Genomic DNA, 24,042 nt, shown 5'->3' with positions numbered 1-24,042 from the left:
TTCTACACTTTCTATTATATCCAAATAATTTAAATGAAAAATATATTACTACTAATTTTACTTCCTATACTTTCGTTCTCTCAAATAAAAGAAGGGGTTATTGTCTACAAAATAGACATGAATAAACAACAAGCTGTGCTTGATAAAGAAAAATCCTCTATTGGTATACAAAAATATGAGTACCTTTCAAATGTATTTAAAGCCTCAAAAGAATTAGAATTCAATTTATCTTTTAATTCAAAATACTCTTTATTTAATCCATTAGACAATTTAGATGTTGGTAAAACTAACTATTTTAAAGGATTAGCTTTAATAATGTCCTCGAGTAAAGGAAAATACTATACTTCATTATCTCAAAAAAAACAGATAATAGAAACTAGAAGAAAAATAAACTTTGATTTACCCATAGAAAAAGGGAACTGGAAATTAACTAAGGAAACCAAAAAGATAGGAGATTTTTTATGTTATAAAGCTACTTTTTTGAAAACCACAAAAAACGGTAATAAGACAATCATAGCATGGTACTCCCCCGCAATACCATTTGCTTATGGCCCAAACAATTATGTAGGGCAACTACCAGGCCTCATATTAGAATTAAATGACATAATGGCTACTTACAAAGCCAAGGAGATAAAACTAAATCCTAAAAAACCAGTAGACATAAAGTGGCCCCAAAATATTAAAACTATGTCTAAGGATGAGTATAAAAAAGCTGGTGACGAGTATTATAATAAATTAAAGAAAGAGAAGAGATAGTATAATAATGCGCAAACACCTATATAAAATTATATTACTATTATTTATTAATTATACTTACAGCCAAGAAATTACATACAAAGGCTTTGTACAAGACAGTGTGCAAAGCCCTTTACCTAATGCTAATATTTTAGCTTTTCCAGATAGTGATGATGCAGAAACTGCTTTTGCCATTACCAATGAAAAAGGTGCTTATATTTTACGTTTGCAAAAAGGCTATACCTACCAAATTAACATTAGCTACATAGGCTACAAAAAATTAGTGGTTAACACTACAGCAACAGAAAAAACCACTAAAAACTTTGTTTTACAAGAAGATGTAAACACTTTAGACGGTGTAGAGATTACCTATAAAATACCTATAGAGGTTAAAGAAGATACTACTGTTTATGATACAGATGCCTTTACCAATGGTAAAGAACGCAAACTACGAGAAACCTTAAAAAAACTACCTGGTTTAGACGTAGACAGGGAAGGTAATGTAACCTCTAACGGTAAAAAAATTACCAATGTTTTGGTAGACAACAAACCCTTTTTTACAGGAAACACCAAAATGGCTGTAAACAACATACCCGCCAATGTTGTAGACCAAATAGAGGTTATAGATAACTATAGTGAAATTGCTATGCTTAAGGGATTGCAAGACACAGATAAAATGGCACTAAACATTAAACTTAAAAAAGATAAAAAACGCTTTTTGTTTGGAGATTTAGATGTTGCTGCGGGCTATAAAGACAGGTACGCCGTACACCCAAATGTATTTTACTACAGTCCTAAAACCAATATTAATTTTATTGGTGATATAAACAATACTGGCGAAAAAGCATTTACGTTTAGCGACTATATGGAATTTGAAGGCGGTTTTAGCAAAATACTGGCTGGTTCTGGCAGTATGTCTAGTTTGTTTCAGTCAGACTTTAGTCAGTTTTTAAACAACAATAATTTTAAAGAGCGTAGTCAAAAATTTGGTGCGCTTAACGTACGCCAAGCCATAAATAGCACCACAGATATTAGTGGTTATGTTATTGCATCTAAAACAGATACCGACACAGAAAACCAAACCGAGAATATTTACCAAAACAACAACGATCCTTTTACAGAAAACAGAACCACAACTGGCAATGCCAATAACTTTTTTACCATTGGTAAAATAACACTAGATTATGACCCAACCTACAAGGAAGATTTTGCTTTTAATACGTTTGTAAAACTAACCAATAACAACGGTTTAAACACCATTAATACAAACAGCCCAACAAACACTAATAGCATACATACCGCTAATGACATAGATGCACTAACGCTAAAACAAAATGTAACCTATAGTCGTAAACTAACAGACAACCATACCGGTACTTTAGAGGCCACGCACAGTTATACCATAGACAAGCCCAACACAAATTGGCAAACAGATAAAGGAATACTACAAGGATTAATTCCGTTACAGGCAGATGATGTGTATAACATACAGCAAACCAAAGAAGTAAAAACACATAGTGTAAATGCCATTGTAAAAGACTATTGGGTGTTAAACAACTACAACCACTTGTATTTTAGTTTGGGTGTAAACTCAACCTTTAACTCTTTTGTAAATGAAGATGTGCAGCTCTTAAGTAGCGGAGAAATAAACAATTTTAATACTGCTAATTTTGGTAACAATTTACAGCATAATTTTATAGACACTTATGTAGGTTTAGAATACAAATTTAGAACTGGTATTTTTACGTTTAAACCTGCCGTATACCAACATTATTTTAACTGGTCTTTACATCAGTTACAAACAAAAACAACCAATACAAAAACGGTACTTACACCAGAGTTTACCACAGAAATTAAATTTAAAAACGGTGCAAAAGCAACTTTTAAATACAAAGCAAATGCTCGTTTTCCTTCTGTAAACAACCTTGCAAGTAATTTTATACTCCGTAATTTTAATTCGGTTTTTAGAGGCAATGCCAACCTAGAAAATGAGTTTTTTCATACCACAAGTTTTAATTACTCTAAAAGAAGTTTATTGCGCGGTTTATTTTACAACTTAAATGTTAGATACAATAAAAAAACAGAGCAATTAAAAGGAGAAACGCAGTTGCAAGGCATTAACCAATTTAATTCTTTAATACTATTTACACAACCGGAGGATAGCTGGGTGTTTAGTGGTAATTTTAATAAAAGAATAAAAAAAATAAGGGCTAAATACAGAGGCTCATACAACTACAGTAATTTTTACCAGCTTGTAAACGCAGAGACACAAAAAAATACCTCTGGGAGATTCTCAAATACCGTAAGCCTAGAGACTGTTTTTAAAAAAGGCCCAAATTTAGAGGTTGGCTATACACAAACCGATAGTGACTACAACACATCTGTAGGAAAAAACAAGTATAGAAGCACCAACTTTTTTACCTATTTAGATTATGTTTTTCTAGAAAATTTTACCTTAAAAGCAGAATATAATTTTGATAATTATGTGAATAAAGACCGAAACATAGATAATAGCTTTGACAATGCTATGGTTTCTCTTTTTTACCAACAAGAAGATAGTCCTTGGGGTTTTGAAATTAAAGCTACTAACCTGTTTGATACACAGTTTAAGCAAGACAATTCTTTTAGTACATTTTTAATAAGCGATAGTAAAACCTTTATTTTACCACGCATTGTTCTTTTTAAAATTAGCTACAAACTATAATTGTTTAAAATTGTAGCTTTATATTTGCAAAAAATGTATTGACTTTTGGGAAAATCTCTCATTTTAAAATCGTTGGCACAGCTTCCGCAAATGCAGAAACTGCAAACTACTATTGCCAAAAATGAAAAAAACACAACACTTACAGGTTTAACAGGCTCTGCCCTATCCTTTGTAATATCTGAAACTTTTAAAGAAGCAGACACCCCTTTTCTGGTTGTTTTTAGCGACAAAGAAGAGGCTGCTTACCATTTAAATGATTTAGAGCAATTGGTAGGCGAAAAAGATGTACTGTTTTATCCTGGTAGCTACCGTAGACCTTACCAAATAGACGAGGTAGATAATGCTAATGTGCTGCTACGTGCAGAGGTTTTAAACCGAATTAATTCGCGTAAAAAACCAGCATTACTAGTTACGTATCCAGATGCGTTGTTTGAGAAAGTGGTAACCCGCAAAGAACTAGATAAAAACACACTAAAAATTAAGGTTGATGACACCATTACCCTAGACTTTTTAAATGAGGTGTTGTTTGAGTATAAGTTTAAACGTGTAGACTTTGTTACCGAACCTGGAGAATTTTCGGTTCGTGGTGGTATTGTAGATGTTTTTTCGTTTTCTAATGATGTACCTTACAGAATAGAATTTTTTGGTGATGAGGTAGATAGCATTAGAACTTTTGATGTAGAAACACAATTATCTACAGACAAAGTCACTAAAATTACCATTGTACCCAATGTAGAAAACAAATTTTTAGACGAAACAAGAGAAAGCTTTTTAAAATATATTGCCGCAAAAACTGTCATTTTTTCTAAAAATACAGAACTTTTACATGATAGGTTAGACTCGCTTTTTGCAAAAGCAGAAGAAGCTTTTACAAAACTTACAGGCGAGCTAAAACACGCTCAGCCTAAGGAGTTGTTTGTAGACTCTAATCAGTTAAAAAAAGAGTTTGATGGGTTTAATGTTATAAGCATTCATCAAACAGCAACAAATGCAGATAAATCTATTGTTTTTCATTCTAAACCACAGCCTTCTTTTAATAAAAAGTTCGACTTACTAATTGAAAACCTAGATCAAAATCACGCTAATAAGTATACCAATTATATTTTTTGTGCTACTGAGCAACAAGCAAAACGTTTTCATGATATTTTTGATGAAGTAGAACAAGATGTACATTACAAAACAGTTGTATTACCTCTTTTTCAAGGTTTTATTTTAGACGATATAAAAGTTGCATGCTACACAGATCATCAAGTTTTTGAGCGTTACCATAAATTCAACCTTAAAAATGGCTATGCAAAAAAGCAAGCCATTACACTTAAAGAACTTACCAAGTTAGATATTGGAGATTATGTAACACACATAGATCATGGCGTTGGTAAATTTGGCGGTTTACAAAAAATAGATGTAGAAGGTAAAAAACAAGAGGCCATAAAATTAATGTATAGTGAGCGTGATGTGTTGTACGTTAGCATACACTCCCTACACAAAATATCTAAATTTGCGGGCAAAGACGGTAAGCCTCCAAAAATATTTAAACTAGGTTCTGGTGCTTGGAAAAAACTGAAGCAGAAAACCAAAACCAGAGTTAAACAAATTGCGTTTGACCTTATTAAAGTATACGCCAACCGTAGGCTTAAAAAAGGATTTAAATACGCTCCAGATAGTTATTTACAGCACGAGTTAGAGGCTTCTTTTATTTATGAAGATACCCCAGACCAAAGTAAAGCCACCGAAGATCTTAAGAAAGATATGGAGAGTGATAGGCCAATGGATCGTCTTATTTGTGGCGATGTTGGTTTTGGTAAAACAGAGGTTGCTATACGTGCCGCCTTTAAAGCGGTAGATAACGGCAAACAAGTAGCTGTTTTAGTGCCAACTACTATATTGGCTTTTCAGCACCATAAAACATTTGCAGAGCGTTTAAAAGATATGCCTGTAACGGTAGATTATGTAAACCGTTTTAGAACTGCAAAAGAAAAAAGAGAAACCTTAGAACGTTTGGCAGAAGGCAAAGTAGATATTATAATTGGCACACACCAATTGGTAAATAAAAACGTAGTTTTTAAAGATCTAGGTTTGCTAATTGTAGATGAGGAACAAAAATTTGGTGTTGCTGTAAAAGACAAGTTAAAGTCTATTAAAGAAAATGTAGATGTACTTACATTAACTGCTACGCCAATACCAAGAACGCTGCAATTTAGTTTAATGGCAGCCAGAGATTTATCTACAATAAACACAGCGCCACCAAATAGATACCCAATAGACAGCCACGTTGTGCGCTTTACAGAAGACACCATTAGAGATGCAGTTTCTTACGAGATACAAAGAGGCGGACAAGTGTTTTTTATACACAACCGTATAGAAAATATTAAAGAGGTTGCTGGTATGTTGCAACGTTTGGTTCCTGATGCTAAAATTGGTATTGGTCACGGACAAATGGACGGTAAAAAGCTAGAGACTTTAATGCTTGCTTTTATGAATGGCGAGTTTGATGTTTTAGTGTCTACCACCATTATAGAAAGTGGTTTAGATGTTCCTAACGCCAATACTATTTTTATAAACAACGCCAATAATTTTGGTTTAAGTGATTTGCACCAAATGCGTGGCCGTGTAGGGCGTAGCAATAAAAAAGCATTCTGTTATTTTATTACACCACCTTATGACTCTATGAGTAACGATGCTCGCAAGCGTATACAAGCATTAGAACAATTTACAGAGTTGGGTAGTGGTTTTAATATTGCAATGAAAGATTTAGAAATACGTGGTGCAGGTGATATTTTAGGTGGTGAGCAAAGCGGATTTATTAATGAAATTGGTTTTGATGCCTATCAAAAAATATTAGCAGAAACTGTAGAAGAATTAAAAGAAAACGAGTTTAAAGATTTATACGAAGAGGTAGAAGGTAAAGACAAAGTGTTTGTAAAAGAAACTCAGATAGACTCTGATTTTGAACTTTTATTTCCTGATGATTATGTAAATAATGTTACAGAACGATTAAACTTATACACCCAATTAAACCAAATTACCACAGAAGAAGGTTTAGCTAAGTATGAAAAAGAATTGGTAGACCGTTTTGGGGAAATACCTAGTCCGGTTGAAGATTTACTAAACTCGGTTCGTATAAAATGGATTGCAAATAGCCTAGGTTTAGAAAAAATTGTACTTAAAAAAGGTAAAATGATTGGCTATTTTATTGCAGACCAACAATCTGGTTTTTACCAAAGCCCTAAATTCACTAAAGTTTTACAATTTGTACAAGCCAATACCGCTATTTGTAAAATGAAAGAAAAACAAACTAGAGCTGGCTTACGTTTACTTTTAGTTTTTGATAAAATTACTACTGTAGAAAAAGCATTAAAGAGCTTGGCTCCTTTTAATACGCATTAAAATGATTAAAAATATTTAGTTTGGTTCGGTTTTTGAAAATAAGCTATATAACTAAGCATTAACCATTGCTAAAAAAAGCATACTATGAAAAAAACGCTAACATTATTATTTGCTCTTATTGCTATGTCATTAACAGCACAGCACACCATATCTGGCACGTTTTCGCCAGCCAAAGAGTATACTTGGCTTATTGCATACCAACTTAAACCTGGTACACAAGTTTATGTTGCAGATACTAAAATAGAAGACGGTAAATTTAAACTAGAATTACCCCCAAATGCAGCAGCCGGAACTTACAGGCTGGTATATGCCGTACCACAAGAAGAGTTTAATTTTGATGTTTTGTACAATGGCAAGGAAGACATTGTTCTTAATTTTAATGCACAAGATGGGGCCACCTATGCAACATCAACAGAAAACAAAATAGTAAACAGTTATTTTTTAGAAATTAATGCGTTGCAAAAGCAGGTTATAGACTTTTACACATCTAACAGCACTAATAAAAAAGAGTTAGCAAAACTTTACAATAAAATAAATAGCACACAAGCTAAGTATGAAGCTGATGCTAAAGATTTAATAGCTCTTAATTTTATTAAAGCAAATAAGCCATACGTAGCAAGTAGTTTTGAGTCTATCTACGAATTTGTAGAACATAAAAAGCAAAATTATTTTTCAGCAATAGATTTTAAAAATGAGCAATTACAGGCTTCATCATTCTTAACAGATAAAACATTAAATTATGTGTACACATCTTTGCCGTTAAATAAAATTACAAAAGATGCTACAGAAACAGTTTTGCAACAAAACATACAAACTGTTGCTAGCAAGTTAGAGGGTGTTAATGATACTTTTAAGTTTAGCTTGTTTTATGACTTATGGATTTATGCGGCAAGCGCAAAGTATAATAAAACATCAGATTTTATATACAGCAACTACCTAAAAGAAATTGGCGCTGTAACTAATAATCAAGAATTAATAAAAGGTATAGAAGCGCATACAAGGTTAAGAATTGGTGCAAAAGCACCAGAAATTACTTGGAATGATGGTAAAGATAGTCTTAGTAAATTATCTGGAGCTGAAAACTACGTTGTTGTTTTCTGGAGTAGTACATGCTCTCATTGTTTAAAAGAATTACCACAACTAAACAAAGCAATACAGCAATACAGCAACGTAAAAGTACTTGCTGTTGGTTTAGAGGACGAGTACAATTATTGGGACACAGAGTCTGCTAAACTTAAAAGTTTTACACACGCATTAGCCCTAGGCAAGTGGGATAGCAAATACGCAGAATTGTATAACATTTCTGCCACACCTACCTACTTTATTTTAGATAAAGACAAAAGAATTGTAAACAAGCCAGAAACCTACAAAGAGGTTCTAGAATATTTAAATAAAGAATAGTACAAATAGACTTATAAAGCCTTTAGATCTTTTATAGTTTTAAAGGCTACATCTACCTGCTCATCATTTACTAAAATAGTAAACTCATTGGTTGTAGAAATCACCTCAAAAAGTACAATACCTTCCCAAGCTAAACGCTGAAAAATAAAATAATAAATACCAGGAACAGATACATTCTCTGCTGGTAATTTTACAGTAATAGAAGATAAATTTTCTGCTTTTTGGGTACATCTTTCGTGCTTAAACAACTCTTCTACTGTATTATCTAAAGTATTATTTACCACAATATTAAGCTCATTTACTCCTCTAGAAGAAGTATAAAAAACATCTTTATTTTTGTTAACTTCTCTAATTAGCTTTGTTTGGTTATCTAAGATAGAATCAGACAATAAAAAAGTGAAATCTGTTAAAGAAGACCTCACCGTAATTTCTCCTATATTTTTAAGGACTTTTACAATTTTGTGCGTAGCTCTAAACTCTAAATCGTCAGATAACCTTTTTAAAGCCATAACAATAGCTCCGTTTCTAATATCTTTACCTAATTCAGATTCTATTTCTGGCTTAATTATTCTAGATAACGACGTTAAGTTAATAATGCTTTGTGCCAAAGCACTTTGTAAAAAAGGCTTCTTTTTAATGTACTCCTCTACTACGGATGATATTGTTTTCATCTTGCTGTTAGTTTAAATTAATTTTTGGTTGTTTGTTTTGCGTGTATTAGAAAAATATTTTTCAGTATAAACGAAAAAAATCATCTTTACATTACAAAATTAACAAATTGTTTTAAATGTAACAATTGTAATATGATAAAAATATGTAGGTTCAATTTTAAAAATGATAAAATGCATCCTTTAAATGCTCAATTTTTAAATTATCTGCATTTTTTAAAATTGTAATAATATCAAATCTAACATCTACATCTAAATCATTATCAGACACATAATGATCTGCAGCCATAACAAGAAGTTTAATTTTTTTAGCGGTTACCGTATCTGCAATATTCTGTAAAGCGTCACTACTTCTAGACTTTACCTCTATAATGGCTAGTGTGCTTTTTTGCTGTGCAATAATATCTACCTCAGCTTTTAAATAACGGTAATTAAGGTGCTTAATAACGTAACCATTATCCTTTAAAAACTCTACTGCTAGTTTTTCCCCTTCTTTACCAAACTGATTGTGAATACCCATAAAAAAAATTTAACACACAAATTACAGCATTTCATCGAAAAAAAAAGCTTTTCATCATCTAAAACCGCTTAATTTACGTAGGTAATAAAGTTGCTTTGTTAAAATTTTTGACCATTCATATACGGTAATGTATATTTTAACGTTAAAAATAAACACACAACCTAATAACCGATCAATACTAATGCAATAATTATTATGGAATATTTTGTGAATTGCAATTCTGCATCGCTAAACCCCATAGCTGGCTCACTAGACAAACAAAAAGCTGAACATCTTTACAGAAGATTAGGTTTTAGTGCCTCTGTAGACACTATTACAAACGCTGTAGGACAAAATGTGTCTGCATATGTAGATAATTTAATAGCAGAGGCTATTAGTATGCCAGAAATTGCAGCACCTATATGGGCAAATTGGACAGGTGCAGATTATCCTGAGGATGATGACGCTAGAAACCAATTAAGAAATCAACAAAAACAAGAGTTTATAAGTCTATACATAAATGGTTTAGTTACAAATAATTTAAAAGATAGGTTAAGTTTCTTTTGGAGCAACCATTTTGTAACGGAATACAGAAACTACATGGCTCCGCCTCTATTGTATAGGTATGTAGATTGTTTACAACGTAATGCAATAGGCAATTTTAAAGATTTTGTAAGTGAAATTGGCCTTAATGACGCTATGTTATTTTATTTAGATGGTGTGTACAATAATGGTAACAACCCTAATGAAAACTATGCGCGTGAGTTGTATGAATTATTTACATTAGGTGAAGGTAACGGCTATACAGAAGAAGATATTATAGAAACCGCTAGAGCCTTAACTGGTTGGGTAGAACGTGGTGAAGAAAGTTATACTCCAATTACTTTTGACCCAACAAAGCATGACACAGGTAGTAAAACCATTTTTGGCCAAACAGACACCTTTGATTATGATGGTGTTATAACTAATTTATTTGACCAAAGAGAAGAAAAAATAAGCTGGTTTATTTGTAAAAAATTATACGAGTTTTTTGTTCACCCAGATTCTGATGACGAAGAAAACAACGGTAATGCAAAACAAATTGTTGACGAATTAGCGGCAGTATTTAGAGGTAGTGGTTTTGAAATAGCAGAAGTATTAAGAGTGCTATTTAAAAGTGAACATTTTTATGATGACGAAGCTGTTGGTGTAATAATTAAGAGTCCGTTTGATATTTATATAAACCTAATAAACGAAACTAATTTTACGTTTGATGAAGATACAATTGCAAGTGTAGAAAACACATGCAGACTTCTTGGACAAGAAATTTTTAACCCACCAGGAGTAGAAGGTTGGTACAGAGATAGGTATTGGATAAATACTAATTTTATGATTGGCCGCTGGCTATCTGCAGAACTTTATTTGCAAACAGCATACAATGTAAGTTCTGAGCAATTTAGAGATTTTGCTATTTCTGTGACACCTAATGCATCTACAGAAAGTAATCCAGACAGGGTTACCGATGCCATTTTAGATAAATTATTACCAAAAGGTATTGCTGCAGACGAGCTACAAAATGCATATGATGTATTTAGAGACGATGCACTGGTACAATATTACGCTCCTCCAGAAGGAGACGGTACCTGGAGCTTATATTACCCAGGTGCAGAAGTATTAGTTTTTCAGCTTATGATGCATATTATTAGACAACCAGAATTCCAATTAAAATAACCATTTATTATGTGCAATACAAATTCTAAAGTACAACATGCAGACAAAGAGGCTCATGACTTAGAGCATAAAAAATGGAACAGACGTTCTTTTTTACAAGCAATGGGGATGGTTGGCTCTGGTTCTATGCTATTAGGTAGCAATGTACTTAACGCTTCGGCCACGTCACCTTTGTCTACTGCAATTGCAGATGCAGAGTCAGACGGTAAAGTTTTAGTTTTAATAAGACTTGCAGGTGGTAATGACGGTTTAAGTACTGTTATACCAATAGAGCAATATGATACTTATGCAAATGCAAGACCTAATATATACATACCAGAAAGTAAGGTTTTAAAATTAACCGATAATTTTGGTGTTCCATCATACATGACCTCTTTAGAGCGCATGTGGGGAGAAGGTCAGTTTAAAGCAGTTCATGGCGTAGGTTATGAAGGTCAGAGTTTATCTCATTTTACAGGATCAGATATTTTTGCAAATACCGATTTAACAACCACTGGTTTTTCTGGTGAAAAAACAGGTTGGATGGGTAGACATTTTGAAGAATTATATCAAGATTATTTAATTAACCCGCCAGAAGCTCCTGCTGCTATCCAAATAGGACAATATGGTAGCTTGGTTTTTCAGGGAGAAGAAACAAATTATGCATTTGTAACAAGTAATATTAACCAACTAGAACGTATTGCAGAAACAGGTAACCAATATGAAATAGCTGACGAAACTATTTTTGGCGATTGTATGTATGGTGACCAAATTAAGTTTTTAAGAGGTGTTGCTAATACTACTTATGAGTATTCTGGTAAAATACATGAGGCTTATGAACGTGGTGAAGCTTTAGGTTGCGGTATTGAATACCAAGACAATAGTTTTGCACGACAATTAGCTGTATTAGCCAAGCTAATAAAAGGTGGCTTAGGCACAAAAGTATATATGATTTCTATGGGTGGTTTTGACACGCACGGAAATCAGCCATTAGTACATGAACGCTTAATGACAAATTTATCTGTTGCCGTAAGCGATTTTTACCAAGACTTAGCCTGTACAGAGCAAGATGACAAGGTTTTAAGTATGACCTTTTCTGAGTTTGGACGTAGAATATACGAAAACGGATCTAACGGTACAGATCATGGTAAAGCAAGTCCTACACTATTCTTTGGTTCTGCGTTAAACGGTAGTGCATTTGTTGGTGATCATCCATCATTAGAGGATCCTAATGAAAGAGGTAACCTAGAGTATACAATGGATTTTAGAGATTTATATGGCACTGTTTTAGCAGAATGGTTATGTGTACCTAGAGAAGCTGTAGAAAGACATTTATTAGGGCGCACTTATGTGCCAGTAGATTTAGGTTTTAGTTGTAGTGGAGAAGATTTTCCAGATATTGCTATTGATGATGAAACTCCTGTTTTACCTGGACCACCAGACGGAGGAACAGATCCTACAGAACCAGACCCTGTAATAGAAAATATGGTAGTTCACAAACCATATTACCCTACAAAAGGAAACCCAACAATACATTTAGAAATGCCATTTACGGCACACGTAGATATTCAAATTTATAACATTTTAGGGCAAAACATAGGCACAGTATACAATGCTATGACTACAGAAGGCTCTCAAGAAATTAACATTAGAGAACGCCTACCTGTAAACCTTGCCACAGGTAAATACATTTACAGAATAAGTGTTCAAGATCAAAAAATGAGCAAATCTGTAATGGTATCTTAATCAGTTTACATTACAATTAATATTACATTAAAGCACCTATTATTTAATTTAGGTGCTTTTTTTATGTCAATTTAGTATTGTTCTTTTTTGTTTTAAAATCTAACTCCTTTTTAACTCTAGAATTTTTGTTTTTATACACACGTGTAATATCATCTTCAGACTTAGGAGTATCTTTTATAGCATCTAAATCTACAGATTTTAAAACATCTTTACGTACTGGCTTACCACTCATAACTTTATCTTTTTTATACAATTACAACTAAAAAATACAGCTTATATTTTAAATAATCGTTGTATTGCGCTAGTTTTTAAAAGTAGCTAGTGGTTGTAACACGCATTTATTTCTATCTTTTCTTTAGTACTGCTTGCTAAAAATGTATTTTTGCAGCTTAATTCAATTTTAATGGCACAACAAACAAAAACACCAAGTAGATATACAATTACAGCAGCGTTACCTTACACAAACGGACCAATACATATTGGCCATTTGGCAGGTGTATATGTTCCTGCAGATATTTATGCACGTTATTTAAGAGGCATCAATAAAGATGTTGCCTTTGTTTGTGGTAGTGATGAGCACGGTGTTGCTATTTCTATGAAAGCCAAAAAGGAAGGCATTACACCTAAACAGGTTATAGATAAATACCACGCAATCATTAAAAAATCTTTTTTAGATTTTGGAATTACTTTTGATAATTACTCGCGCACATCTGCACAAGTACACCATGATACAGCTTCTGAGTTTTTTAAGAATTTGTATGACAAAGGTGATTTTATAGAAGAAACTACAGAACAATTATATGATGCAGAAGCTAAACAGTTTTTGGCAGATAGGTTTGTAATTGGTACGTGTCCAAAATGTGGCCATGAAGAAGCTTATGGAGACCAATGTGAAAACTGTGGATCTACATTAAGTGCTACCGAATTAATAAATCCTAAATCTACCGTATCTGGTGCTGTACCTACTTTAAAAGAAACAAAACACTGGTTTTTACCTTTAGATAGGTATGAGGACTTTTTAAAAGAATGGATTTTAGAAGGCCATAAAAACGATTGGAAACCTAATGTTTACGGACAATGCAAATCTTGGATAGACGATGGTTTAAAACCACGTGCCGTAACCAGAGATTTAGACTGGGGAATTCCTGTTCCGGTACCAGGTGGTGAGGGCAAAGTACTTTATGTTTGGTTTGATGCACCTATTGGCTACATCTCATCTACCAAAGAATGGGCTGCACGCGAGGGCAAAGATTGGGAGCCATATTGGAAAGATGAAAACACAAAAATGCTTCACTTTATAGGTAAAGATAATATTGTTTTTCACTGTATTATTTTCCCTAGTATGCTAAAAGCACACGGAGATTTTATTCTACCTGAAAACGTACCAGCAAATGAATTTTTAAATTTAGAAGGCAATAAGTTATCAACTTCTAAAAACTGGGCAGTTTGGTTGCATGAGTATTTAGAAGATTTCCCAGATATGCAAGATGTTTTGCGTTACACACTAACTGCAAACGCTCCAGAAACTAAGGATAACGATTTTACTTGGAAAGATTTTCAGGCACGTAATAATAACGAGTTGGTTGCCATTTTTGGTAATTTTATAAACAGAGTTGTGGTATTAACAAACAAATATTACAACGGTGTTTTACCTACTCCTGCTACATTTTCTGAAATAGATAAAGCTACTTTAGAAGAGGTTAAAAAATACCCAGAAATAATTTCTAGTTCTTTAGAACGCTATAGATTTAGAGAAGCCGGACAAGAATTAATGAATTTAGCTAGACTTGGTAACAAGTACTTAGCAGATGAAGAACCTTGGAAAGTTATTAAGCAAGATGAGGAACGTGTAAAAACCATAATGTATGTTGCTTTACAAATAGCATCTGCATTGGCTGTACTAAGTGAGCCATTTTTACCTTTTACATCGGATAAACTTAAAAACATTTTAAATGTAAGTGCTGCAAATAATAACGTAGAATGGAATACTATTGCTACCCAAGACGTATTATTACCAGCCGGACATACAATTAACAAAGCAGAATTGTTGTTTAGAAAAGTAGAAGACAAAGAAATTGAAGCTCAACTAGCAAAGCTAGAAGCAACAAAAAAAGCAAACTTACAAATGAGCAAAGAAGTAGCTGCACAAAAAGACACCATTACTTTTGACGATTTTACAAAGTTAGATATGCGTGTTGGTACCATTATAGAAGCAGAAAAAATGGCTAAAGCAAAAAAGCTATTGGTTTTAAAGGTAGATACTGGTTTAGATACCCGCACCATAGTTTCTGGTATTGCAGAAAGCTTTACTCCTGAAGAAATTGTAGGCAAAAAAGTTACTGTTTTAGTAAACCTAGCTCCAAGAGCTTTACGCGGTGTAGAGAGTGAAGGAATGATTTTAATGACAGAAAATGCAGACGGAAAATTAGTTTTTGTGAACCCAGATGAAGATGGTGTAAATAGTGGCGAAACAATAAATTAATTTTGTAATTTTATAAAAAGAAGAAAATTATGTTATCAAAAAATATAGAAAAAGCACTTAACAATCAGATAAAAATAGAAGCAGAATCTTCTCAGATTTATTTAGCTATGGCTTGTTGGGCAGAGGTAAAAGGTCTTGAGGGTGTTGCTGGTTTTATGTACGACCAGTCTAATGAAGAGCGAGACCATATGCTAAAACTGGTTAAATTTGTTAATGAACGTGGCGGACACGCACAAATTTCTGAGCTTGCCGCACCTAACGTAACCTTTAATTCTTTTAAAGAAATGTTCGAAAAATTATTTGAACATGAAGTGTTTGTTTCTAATAGTATTAATGAGCTAGTACACATTACCTTACAAGAAAAAGATTATGCTACACATAACTTTTTACAATGGTACGTATCAGAACAAATAGAGGAAGAAGCTATGGCACGTACTATTTTAGACAAAATAAACCTTATTGGAGATGATAAAGGTGGTTTGTATTTGTTTGATAGAGATATACAGCAACTAACAGTGTCTACAGCCTCTACAGAAGATCCACAATAAGTTTAACAAAATAATTTTATTTAGATTAATTTAAAATAACTACTTTTGCCGTACTATTTTTAGGCATAAGTAGTTATGGGCAAAAAAAAGGATAAGAAAAAAGAAAAAAAAGCATTAAAAAAATTGCTAAAAGCAACTCCTAAAGTTGCAGATAAGGTAAAAAGCAAATGCTGTAAAAAATATAAGAAATCTGAAAACAAGCGTTGTAAAAAATGTCCTTGTTTTGATTTGCTTAAAAAAGTAGCCTAAGACTACGCACTTCATCTAATTTACAGTTTTTTTCACACCTAGTTAATACAACATCTAGTATCTTTACATAGTATTTGGACTACAAATTTATTGCATTATCATTTTATGCAAATGAGTTACTGTGTGGTCTAAAAAAACAGTTATTTCGTATATACATAAATCAAAATAAATTATGAAACAGTTAATAGTACTACTACTTGCAGTAAGTTTAGTTTCTTGCGGAGCATCAAAAACCGTTAGAACATCAAAAAAAGTAATTAAAGGAGAATGGACACTTAGCAACATATCTTATAGTGAAGCTGGTGAATATAATGTTACGCTTTTAAACGATGTATCTAAAGAATGCTTTCAAGGTAGTTCTTGGTCTTTTATACCTAACAACAACACTGGTAAGTATAGCATAAACAATGCAAATTGTGCTACAGGAGAACGTAACTTTATTTTTACAATTCAGGAAATTGATGAAACTACTGGTTTGTACGACTTTCTAATTAAGCCTACAGACGCAAAAGGTAAAAGTCAAAACAACGTAGGGTTTAGATTATCACTTGCATTGTTAACAGAGTCTAATATGACCTGGACACAAACTTTATCTGTAGATGGCAAACCATTTACAATTACAATGAACTTTACCAAAGCAGATTGGTAAAAAAACACAACCCATTAATTATTAAATAATTTAAAATTAACACATGAAAACAACAATAAAAAAAATAACAATAGGTGTATTTGCATTACTATTAATGGTAAATTTTACAAGTTGTGATGCTGTACAAAACGCAAACAACAAACAAAAAGGTGGTGCAATTGGTGCTGCTGGTGGTGCAATTTTAGGTGCTATAATTGGTAACAATGTAGGCAAAGGAGGCAATGGCGAGCTAGGTGCAGTTATTGGTGGTGTTGTTGGTGGTGGTGCTGGTGTGCTTATTGGTAATAGAATGGATAAGCAAGCACAAAAAATTGAAGAAGAAATTCCGGGTGCACAAGTAGAGCGTGTAGATGATGGTATTGTTGTAACTTTTGATGAAAACAGTGGTGTATTTTTTGACACAGCTAAATACAACATTAACGGTGCATCTAAAACATCTTTAGATAAATTAGCTAATGTATTTATAGAGTATCCAGATACCAATATTTTGGTTGTAGGCCATACAGATAGTTCTGGTGCTGCAGATTACAACATGACGTTATCTAAAAACAGAGCAAACGCAGTAACATCATACTTAACAGCTAAAGGAATTGCTGCTAGTAGATTTACTACAGAGTGGTTTGGAGAAGAAAAACCAACGCATGATAACAGTACACCAGAAGGTAGAGCAAAAAACAGAAGAGTAAACGTTGCTATTTTACCTAACGAGAAAATGATAAATGATGCTAAAATGCAGTCTGGCGAAAACTAGAAAAATTATAGCACAGAAATTCGATTAAATCAATTGAGTTAAATATATTAGAGACCTTATAAAACTAAATTTATAAGGTCTTTTTTAATGATAAAATATATACTTAAACACACGCAGTTACCAGAACTAAGTGTAAAAAATACTATAGAGCTTTTAAATCAAGATTGTACCATACCTTTTATATCTAGATACCGTAAAGAAAAAACAGGAAATTTAGACGAGGTACAAATTGGTGCTATTGTTACCTACAAAGCTCAGTTTGAAGCCTTAGAAAAAAGAAAAGCAGCAATACTAAAAGCGTTGCAAGAACAAGATGTTTTAACGCCAGAACTACAAACAAAAATTGCTGCCACAGACAACCTTACTACCTTAGAAGATATTTACCTTCCGTTTAAGAAAAAGCGTAAGACAAAGGCAGAAACCGCTATTAAAAACGGTTTAGAGCCTTTAGCCAAAATAATAATGGCACAGCGTAATGATGAAATTGAATATACAGCCTCTAGATACCTAAATGATGTTATTGTTAATGAAGATTTGGCGTTAGAAGGAGCCAGACATATTATATCTGAATGGATTAATGAGCGCACAGATATTAGAAACGGTATACGCCACCAGCTTGAAAACTATGCCCTAATTACCACCAAAGTTATTGGCACTAAAAAAGAAGACGAAAAAGCCCAGAAGTTTAGAGATTATTTTGACTGGAGCGAGGCTTTAAAACGATGCCCATCACACAGGTTACTTGCCATTTTAAGAGCAGAAAAAGAAGGTTTTATTAGGGTTAAAATAGAAATAGACAATGATAGAGCTTTAGATAAAATTGAAACCCGAATTATAAAAAGTAACAATGCCTGTGCACAGCAAATAGAGCTTGCTATACAAGATGCTTACAAAAGACTACTTCTCCCCTCTTTGTCTAACGAGCTTTTAAAAAATGCTAAAGAAAAAGCAGATGCAGATGCAATAGCTGTTTTCTCTAAAAATTTAAAACAATTACTATTAGGTTCTCCTTTAGGCGAAAAAAGAATATTAGCCTTAGATCCTGGTTTTAGAACCGGTTGCAAATTGGTGTGTTTAGATGCCCAAGGAGATTTGTTGCATAATGAAACCATTTATCCGCATGCACCACAAAACAAAAGCACAGAAGCAATTAAAAAAATTAGCTCTTTAGCAGATGCTTATAAAATTGAAGCCATAGCAATAGGTAACGGTACAGCCTCTAGAGAAACAGAGCAATTGGTTAAACGCATACAATTTAAAAACCCATTAGAAGTTTTTGTGGTTAGCGAAGCAGGCGCATCTATATACTCGGCATCAAAAATTGCTAGAGACGAGTTTCCTAATTATGATGTTACCGTGCGTGGTGCGGTTTCTATTGGGCGTAGACTTGCAGATCCGTTAGCAGAATTGGTAAAAATAGATGCAAAATCTATAGGTGTTGGGCAATACCAACATGATGTAGACCAAAGCAAACTAAAACAATCTTTAGACACTGTTGTAGAGAGTTGTGTAAATGCGGTTGGTGTAAATATAAACACCGCAAGTACATCTTTACTAAGTTATGTATCTGGTATTGGACCAAAATTAGCCGAAAACATAGTAAATTACCGAAACGAAAATGGTGCTTTTACAAGCAGAACAGCCATAAAAAAAGTACCACGTTTGGGCGGAAAAGCATTTGAGCAAGGTGCAGCTTTTTTACGCATAAAAAATGCCAAAAATCCGTTAGACGATTCTGCCGTACACCCAGAGAGTTACAGCATAGTACAACAAATAACAAAAGATGCCAAAGTACCTATTGAAGAGTTAATTGGCAATAAAGAGGTTTTACAAAAAATAGACCTACAAAAATACTGCACAGATACTGTTGGTTTACCAACATTGCAAGACATTGTTAAGGAGTTAGAGAAACCAGGTTTAGATATTAGAGAAAAAGCCAAAGTATTTTCTTTTAACCAAAACATACGATCTATAACAGACCTTGTTGCTGGACAGTTATTACCAGGTATAGTAAACAATATTACCAATTTTGGTTGTTTTGTAGATGTTGGTATTAAGGAAAGTGGCTTAATACACATATCTAACCTGGCAGACACTTTTGTAAAAGACGTAAATGAGCACGTAAGCCTACACCAACAAATAGTGGTAAAAGTATTAGAGGTAGACGTTGCCCGTAAGCGCATACAACTAGCTTTACATAAAAATATGTAATACTAAAAAGGCTTTCTAAACCAGTATAGAAAGCCTTTTTAGTTTATGGTTAGTGTTTAGGTTACATTACCCTTTACCAAGCATTAAAATCTCGTTACAATTCACCTCTGTACCATATCTTTTTTCGCCTTCTTTGGTCTCGTAAGACCTGTTAACCAATTTGCCCTCTAAAGCAATTTCTTTTCCTTTGGTTAAAAAGTTCTCTACAATTTCTGCAGTTTTACCCCAAGCAACAACATTGTGCCATTGGGTATCTGTTATTTTTTCTCCAGCAGCGTTTTTGTACGTCTCATTAGTAGCTATAGAAAAGCGTGCAAGCTTTTTACCACCATCTAAGTTTATAATTTCTGGATCGTTACCTAAGTTCCCAATTAACTGTACTCTGTTTTTAAGTGCGTTCATAATTTGTGTGTTTTAATGTTTAACAGTTACTACTACCAAAGCACTATTGCAATGGCACTGCAAACCTAAAACCGCAACCAAACTTTATACGGTTACAAAGCGCTTACTTTCGGTTGTAACTATTTGTAGTCGTTTAAAAATGATTAAAAAATTCCTAAATAAAAATACAAAACGGGGTATATTTAATGCATTTTACACACAAAATTGGGCTAATTACACATTTACGTAATTACAATACAGAAAATAATTATAAATTGTGGGAAAAATAACAGTTAAAAATGTAAAATGTGCGTTTATTCAACCATATTGGCGGAATAAACGCAATAAAATGAGGTTACTAACTAGTTAGCTTTAATTGTTCCGAAAAATGAAAATCGTAACCGAAAAAATAAATAGCGAACCAAATCATTCCATCTCGAAAAAGGATGTGAAAGCGATTATCGAAATTATTCCTGATGATTGGATTGGAATTGCTCACATTTTTTCAATTTCTTCTCAACTCTTTGAAAATTCGAATTGGGACAGACCAGTTATTCAGAATAACACGACATTTAAAATATTATCACGCGGAATTGACCGAAACGAAATAATAAAAGAATTACTAATTGAATTGGCTATTAGACCAACCAAAACGTATCCACCGAAAGGACATTCTTTGACAAAATCACAACGGAAAAAATTAGAGGAATTGATAATGCCATATTATAATAAATTGACTGAATAAAACGGAATTATCACTCAAGCGGAATTTGAGCAAGTTTGCGGAATTGAAAATCGGAATAATAATAAAACGTGTTCACTCAAATGTGTCACAACTAAAAGCTAACAATGTATAAAAATAATGCTAAATTAGTTGCTTAATCAAAGGTTAGTACGCTTTTGTTACGTCTGATTTTCCTTCGGAAAATCCTCGCACACAAAACCGCACTATTCTTATACGTAACCGTTAGCAGCAAGGTAAAAAAAACAACTAACAGAACAATGAGTGATAAAACAAATCAAAATCCACTTTTAGCCGTTCAACGAGAAAAGGCAGGTTCTGAAACGTTTGAAAAATATTCATACCAATATCATTGGGCTTTATATCGTGTTTTAAATGACCATATTAAAGCCAATGAGTATGCAGTATTTGTGGAACTTCACGAAGATGTAGTCGTAAGCGACTCGTTAGATGCTTCAAAAGCTAAATTTGAATTTAATCAAGTTAAAACTACAAAAGGACGATTTACTGCAAATAAATTGGTTCATCAAAAAAAGAACAAAAAATGTGTGTTAGGTAAACTAATAAGCAGTGGATTTGAAAAACCTTTTAAGGATAGAATAACAGAATTAAACTTGGTTGCACTTAATGACTTTTCACTTACTCTCAAAGAAGAAGGTTTAAGTCTTAACAAAATAACTTTGAATGATTTGTCTGATGCTCAATTTAAAGAATTAGAAGATGAAATACGAAAAGAAATGGGGATTTCATCGTTACCTTCTAATATACAATTTATCGTACCAGAGCTATCAGAAAAGAATTTTCAAAATGATGTAATTGCTTCAATTGCTAAGTTAGTCTCTAATTTATTTCCAAATTCTCATTGTAGTCCTGTTGAGATATACCGTTTACTAATAGATGAAATAAATCGAAAAGGAAAAGTTACTTATGATTTCACAAAATGGAATGATTTACTAATAAATAAAGCACTTACATCTATTACAGTTACTGAGGTTATTAATTCATTTACAAGCATCAAAGACGAAGCAAAAATTGAAGTTGAATTTCACACAATATGCTCGGAAATAGGATTAAATTCAATTAATTCTAAATTATTAAAACGACCATTTGATAGATACAGAGCTAAAAGAATCAGCAATAGTAGCACTCTTCAATTGGACACAACCAATTTCTTTGCTAATGAAATTCAATTAAATTTAGATAAAGGGATTGATGATTTAGGAAAATTAATCGACAACGTAAAAAAACAAATCCCTAAAAAAATTGAGAAGCAATTTAACAATGAACTAGAAATAAAGAGTGCCATTATTTGTGAATATATATTGTTGTAAAAATGAGTAAAGAAAATTTTAAAATATTAATACGAAATCTAAGAACTTCAAAAAATGCTAAACTTAAAATTCAAACGTCTGCTGATTCTATCAAATTCAACAAAATCAGCAAATCAATTCGAATTCAGCGAAACTTTGAATCTAATCACGGCAGTTGACAATAGTGTAGGTAAATCAACATTAGTTAAACTTTTATTTTGGGGTATTGGATGTGAACCAACTTTAGATACTAATTGGAGCACAACCGATAGTAAAACTATTGTGGAATTTAGCGTTGACACTAATGATTATACTGTAAAACGATACAAAAATCAGATTTCCTTAAAAATCAAGGATGAAGATTTTGTCGATTATGAAAAAATTACTGGAGAATACTCTCAAAAAGTAGCAGAAATTTTGGAATTCAAGGCTCTTCTACCAAATCGTAGTACGGGATTAATGGAAACACCACCACCTGCTTTTTATTTTCTACCATTTTACATTGACCAAAAAAGAAGTTGGTCGAAAGCTTGGGACAATTTTGAAAAATTGGAACAGTATAAAAATTGGCGAAGCACAATAGTAAAGTACCACGTAGGGTTGCTTACACCGAAACATTTTGAACTAGAAAGTAAAAAAGCTGAAAAAAAGGACACTAAAAACTTAGTACAGTCTCAAATAGAGAGAATTGAAACAACATTGGATGTGGTGGAAGAATATATTCCTCATATTACAAATGCAACAACTGAAACCAAAGAATTTGAATTATTGACGGAAGAAATTAAAGTTGACTTAAAAAATCTACAAGAAGAACAAGAAAAAATACTTAGTCAATTAACCTCATTAAATGGAGATAGAGTATACTTAGAACAACAACAAATAATCACGGAAAAGATAATTTCAGAACTCGACAAAGACTACAAATTTACAATTGAAAACATAGAAGAAGATGAAATAGAATGTCCATTATGTGGGGTTGTTCACGAAAACTCAATAATAAATAGAACTTCAATAATGACAGACAAAAGTCAAGCGGAGAATCAATTACAATCGATTTTAACTGAACTTGACAAGATTAACAAAAAAATTGATAACGCTAATTTCAAATTAGATAAGGCACGAGAGAGCATTCTAAAAATAAATGAGAAATATGTCATTAGCGAAGAACTACCTGTATCTAAACACATTGAAAACACAAATTCGGTAAAACGTGATGATATAGAAATTAAAGATTTTAATTTCAATCAAATTATAGAGAATATTGCAGGTAACGCAATTAAAAAAAGTGTGTTAAATGATAAAATTGAAAAAGTTAATTCTGTAGACACACTTAAAAAGGACATAAGGCAATTAGGTAAAGAACAAAAGGGTTTAATTACTCTTGAAGATATTGAAAAGATTAACAATTCATTCAGTTCAATTTTTTCTGATTATATAGAGTTATTAGATGCAGAAGCAGTCAACATTTCATCAATTGAATCGCCTTTAGATTATAATAAAGTCATAAAAGAAGGTGGAGCTGCTGAGGGTTCTAGAGCCATTCTAGCATATTATTTAAGCATTTTCACAATGGTGGAAGAATATGGAAACGAAGTGAAATCAGCATTAGTTATTGACACACCCAATCAACAAGAACAATCTGATACGAATTATGAGAAGATAGTAAATCTGCTTACCAATAGAACATCCAAAAAAACACAAATATTATTGTGCGCAATGGAAAATGAACATTTAGTCCAATTTAAGAAAAAGGCTAAAATTATAACCTTAACAAAAGATAGATTATTGCTTAAATCAGAGTACGAAAAAGTAAAGAAAGTGTTCGATAATAAATAAAACCCAGCTGCTAACAAGGGCTATAATTAATACGGGGTTTGGTGTTTAATCCAG

General features: G+C 32.7%; 19 protein-coding genes. 15 read left to right on the top strand and 4 right to left on the bottom strand.

All coding sequences use genetic code 11. The annotated features are described in order from the left end of the window. Window positions 1-33: 33 nt before the first annotated feature. The 4 genes from CELLY_RS16695 (at window position 34) to CELLY_RS08715 (ending at window position 8,227) form a co-directional block, all read left to right on the top strand. The gene (locus CELLY_RS16695; protein WP_013621310.1) at window positions 34-756 is read left to right on the top strand and encodes a GLPGLI family protein; all 723 of its coding nucleotides are present in this window, start codon (window positions 34-36) and stop codon (window positions 754-756) included. Window positions 757-763: 7 nt separating this feature from the next. After that, window positions 764-3,439 carry a TonB-dependent receptor gene (locus CELLY_RS08725; protein ID WP_013621309.1) on the top strand — a complete coding sequence of 892 codons (2,676 nt, stop codon included), beginning with the start codon at window positions 764-766 and terminating at the stop codon, window positions 3,437-3,439. Window positions 3,440-3,529: 90 nt separating this feature from the next. After that, a complete protein-coding gene (gene mfd, locus CELLY_RS08720; RefSeq protein ID WP_394363714.1) occupies window positions 3,530-6,826 on the top strand; it encodes a transcription-repair coupling factor in 3,297 nt (1,098 codons plus the stop codon). Window positions 6,827-6,910: 84 nt separating this feature from the next. Beyond that, window positions 6,911-8,227, top strand: coding sequence for a TlpA family protein disulfide reductase (locus tag CELLY_RS08715; RefSeq protein ID WP_013621307.1), 1,317 nt, complete (start codon window positions 6,911-6,913; stop codon window positions 8,225-8,227). Between the two features lie 11 nt (window positions 8,228-8,238). Here the strand turns inward: CELLY_RS08715 and CELLY_RS08710 are convergent, their stop codons facing one another. After that, window positions 8,239-8,898 carry a hypothetical protein gene (locus CELLY_RS08710; protein WP_013621306.1) on the bottom strand — a complete coding sequence of 220 codons (660 nt, stop codon included), beginning with the start codon at window positions 8,896-8,898 and terminating at the stop codon, window positions 8,239-8,241. Window positions 8,899-9,055: 157 nt separating this feature from the next. Then, complete coding sequence (locus CELLY_RS08705; protein ID WP_013621305.1) at window positions 9,056-9,415, bottom strand: YraN family protein; 360 nt, start codon at window positions 9,413-9,415, stop codon at window positions 9,056-9,058. Between the two features lie 195 nt (window positions 9,416-9,610). Here CELLY_RS08705 and CELLY_RS08700 point away from each other — a divergent pair, with 195 nt between their 5' ends. Both CELLY_RS08700 and CELLY_RS08695 read left to right on the top strand, forming a co-directional pair. Beyond that, the gene (locus CELLY_RS08700; protein WP_013621304.1) at window positions 9,611-11,104 is read left to right on the top strand and encodes a DUF1800 domain-containing protein; all 1,494 of its coding nucleotides are present in this window, start codon (window positions 9,611-9,613) and stop codon (window positions 11,102-11,104) included. A gap of 9 nt (window positions 11,105-11,113) precedes the next feature. Continuing rightward, window positions 11,114-12,829 (top strand): DUF1501 domain-containing protein, encoded by a 1,716-nt coding sequence (locus CELLY_RS08695; RefSeq protein WP_013621303.1) that lies wholly within the window; start codon window positions 11,114-11,116, stop codon window positions 12,827-12,829. A 61-nt stretch (window positions 12,830-12,890) separates the two neighbouring features. On the opposite strand, the gene CELLY_RS17075 is transcribed toward CELLY_RS08695, so the two are convergent. Continuing rightward, complete coding sequence (locus CELLY_RS17075; RefSeq protein WP_013621302.1) at window positions 12,891-13,061, bottom strand: hypothetical protein; 171 nt, start codon at window positions 13,059-13,061, stop codon at window positions 12,891-12,893. Window positions 13,062-13,232: 171 nt separating this feature from the next. Between CELLY_RS17075 and metG the strand changes: the two genes are divergently transcribed. The 6 genes from metG to CELLY_RS08665 all read left to right on the top strand — a co-directional run bounded on the left by metG (window position 13,233) and on the right by CELLY_RS08665 (window position 19,719). Next, window positions 13,233-15,311: a methionine--tRNA ligase gene (gene metG, locus CELLY_RS08685; RefSeq protein ID WP_013621301.1), complete on the top strand. Its 2,079-nt coding sequence runs from the start codon at window positions 13,233-13,235 to the stop codon at window positions 15,309-15,311. A 29-nt stretch (window positions 15,312-15,340) separates the two neighbouring features. Continuing rightward, complete coding sequence (locus CELLY_RS08680) at window positions 15,341-15,859, top strand: ferritin (RefSeq protein WP_013621300.1); 519 nt, start codon at window positions 15,341-15,343, stop codon at window positions 15,857-15,859. Between the two features lie 75 nt (window positions 15,860-15,934). After that, window positions 15,935-16,108, top strand: coding sequence for a hypothetical protein (locus tag CELLY_RS17070; protein ID WP_013621299.1), 174 nt, complete (start codon window positions 15,935-15,937; stop codon window positions 16,106-16,108). Window positions 16,109-16,280: 172 nt separating this feature from the next. After that, the gene (locus tag CELLY_RS08675) at window positions 16,281-16,757 is read left to right on the top strand and encodes a lipocalin family protein (protein WP_013621298.1); all 477 of its coding nucleotides are present in this window, start codon (window positions 16,281-16,283) and stop codon (window positions 16,755-16,757) included. Window positions 16,758-16,800: 43 nt separating this feature from the next. Next, on the top strand, window positions 16,801-17,508 hold the full coding sequence (locus CELLY_RS08670) for a YiaD family glycine zipper/OmpA-like lipoprotein (protein WP_013621297.1): 708 nt from the start codon (window positions 16,801-16,803) through the stop codon (window positions 17,506-17,508). A gap of 87 nt (window positions 17,509-17,595) precedes the next feature. Continuing rightward, a complete protein-coding gene (locus CELLY_RS08665; protein WP_013621296.1) occupies window positions 17,596-19,719 on the top strand; it encodes a Tex family protein in 2,124 nt (707 codons plus the stop codon). Window positions 19,720-19,785: 66 nt separating this feature from the next. On the opposite strand, the gene CELLY_RS08660 is transcribed toward CELLY_RS08665, so the two are convergent. Next, a complete protein-coding gene (locus CELLY_RS08660) occupies window positions 19,786-20,121 on the bottom strand; it encodes a single-stranded DNA-binding protein (protein WP_013621295.1) in 336 nt (111 codons plus the stop codon). A 367-nt stretch (window positions 20,122-20,488) separates the two neighbouring features. Here CELLY_RS08660 and CELLY_RS08655 point away from each other — a divergent pair, with 367 nt between their 5' ends. The 3 genes from CELLY_RS08655 (at window position 20,489) to CELLY_RS08645 (ending at window position 23,988) form a co-directional block, all read left to right on the top strand. After that, on the top strand, window positions 20,489-20,845 hold the full coding sequence (locus CELLY_RS08655; RefSeq protein ID WP_013621294.1) for a hypothetical protein: 357 nt from the start codon (window positions 20,489-20,491) through the stop codon (window positions 20,843-20,845). Between the two features lie 257 nt (window positions 20,846-21,102). Beyond that, window positions 21,103-22,173 (top strand): DUF4297 domain-containing protein, encoded by a 1,071-nt coding sequence (locus tag CELLY_RS08650; protein ID WP_013621293.1) that lies wholly within the window; start codon window positions 21,103-21,105, stop codon window positions 22,171-22,173. A 54-nt stretch (window positions 22,174-22,227) separates the two neighbouring features. Next, on the top strand, window positions 22,228-23,988 hold the full coding sequence (locus CELLY_RS08645; protein ID WP_013621292.1) for a hypothetical protein: 1,761 nt from the start codon (window positions 22,228-22,230) through the stop codon (window positions 23,986-23,988). The last annotated feature ends 54 nt before the right edge of the window (window positions 23,989-24,042 follow it).

The sequence above is a fragment of the Cellulophaga lytica DSM 7489 genome (assembly GCF_000190595.1).
Classification (GTDB): domain Bacteria; phylum Bacteroidota; class Bacteroidia; order Flavobacteriales; family Flavobacteriaceae; genus Cellulophaga; species Cellulophaga lytica.
This window is presented reverse-complemented; position numbering and strand designations above follow the sequence as displayed.

Coding starts and splice junctions, on each gene's coding strand:
- CELLY_RS08655 (WP_013621294.1), top strand. CDS start 20,489: ATGAAAATCGTAACCGAAAAAATAAATAGCGAACCAAATCATTCCATC.
- CELLY_RS17070 (WP_013621299.1), top strand. CDS start 15,935: ATGGGCAAAAAAAAGGATAAGAAAAAAGAAAAAAAAGCATTAAAAAAA.
- CELLY_RS08670 (WP_013621297.1), top strand. CDS start 16,801: ATGAAAACAACAATAAAAAAAATAACAATAGGTGTATTTGCATTACTA.
- CELLY_RS08705 (WP_013621305.1), bottom strand. CDS start 9,415: ATGGGTATTCACAATCAGTTTGGTAAAGAAGGGGAAAAACTAGCAGTA.
- CELLY_RS08710 (WP_013621306.1), bottom strand. CDS start 8,898: ATGAAAACAATATCATCCGTAGTAGAGGAGTACATTAAAAAGAAGCCT.
- CELLY_RS08725 (WP_013621309.1), top strand. CDS start 764: ATGCGCAAACACCTATATAAAATTATATTACTATTATTTATTAATTAT.
- CELLY_RS08675 (WP_013621298.1), top strand. CDS start 16,281: ATGAAACAGTTAATAGTACTACTACTTGCAGTAAGTTTAGTTTCTTGC.
- CELLY_RS08695 (WP_013621303.1), top strand. CDS start 11,114: ATGTGCAATACAAATTCTAAAGTACAACATGCAGACAAAGAGGCTCAT.
- CELLY_RS08645 (WP_013621292.1), top strand. CDS start 22,228: ATGCTAAACTTAAAATTCAAACGTCTGCTGATTCTATCAAATTCAACA.
- CELLY_RS08680 (WP_013621300.1), top strand. CDS start 15,341: ATGTTATCAAAAAATATAGAAAAAGCACTTAACAATCAGATAAAAATA.
- CELLY_RS08715 (WP_013621307.1), top strand. CDS start 6,911: ATGAAAAAAACGCTAACATTATTATTTGCTCTTATTGCTATGTCATTA.
- CELLY_RS08665 (WP_013621296.1), top strand. CDS start 17,596: ATGATAAAATATATACTTAAACACACGCAGTTACCAGAACTAAGTGTA.
- metG (WP_013621301.1), top strand. CDS start 13,233: ATGGCACAACAAACAAAAACACCAAGTAGATATACAATTACAGCAGCG.
- CELLY_RS08650 (WP_013621293.1), top strand. CDS start 21,103: ATGAGTGATAAAACAAATCAAAATCCACTTTTAGCCGTTCAACGAGAA.
- mfd (WP_394363714.1), top strand. CDS start 3,530: ATGCAGAAACTGCAAACTACTATTGCCAAAAATGAAAAAAACACAACA.
- CELLY_RS17075 (WP_013621302.1), bottom strand. CDS start 13,061: ATGAGTGGTAAGCCAGTACGTAAAGATGTTTTAAAATCTGTAGATTTA.
- CELLY_RS08700 (WP_013621304.1), top strand. CDS start 9,611: ATGGAATATTTTGTGAATTGCAATTCTGCATCGCTAAACCCCATAGCT.
- CELLY_RS16695 (WP_013621310.1), top strand. CDS start 34: ATGAAAAATATATTACTACTAATTTTACTTCCTATACTTTCGTTCTCT.
- CELLY_RS08660 (WP_013621295.1), bottom strand. CDS start 20,121: ATGAACGCACTTAAAAACAGAGTACAGTTAATTGGGAACTTAGGTAAC.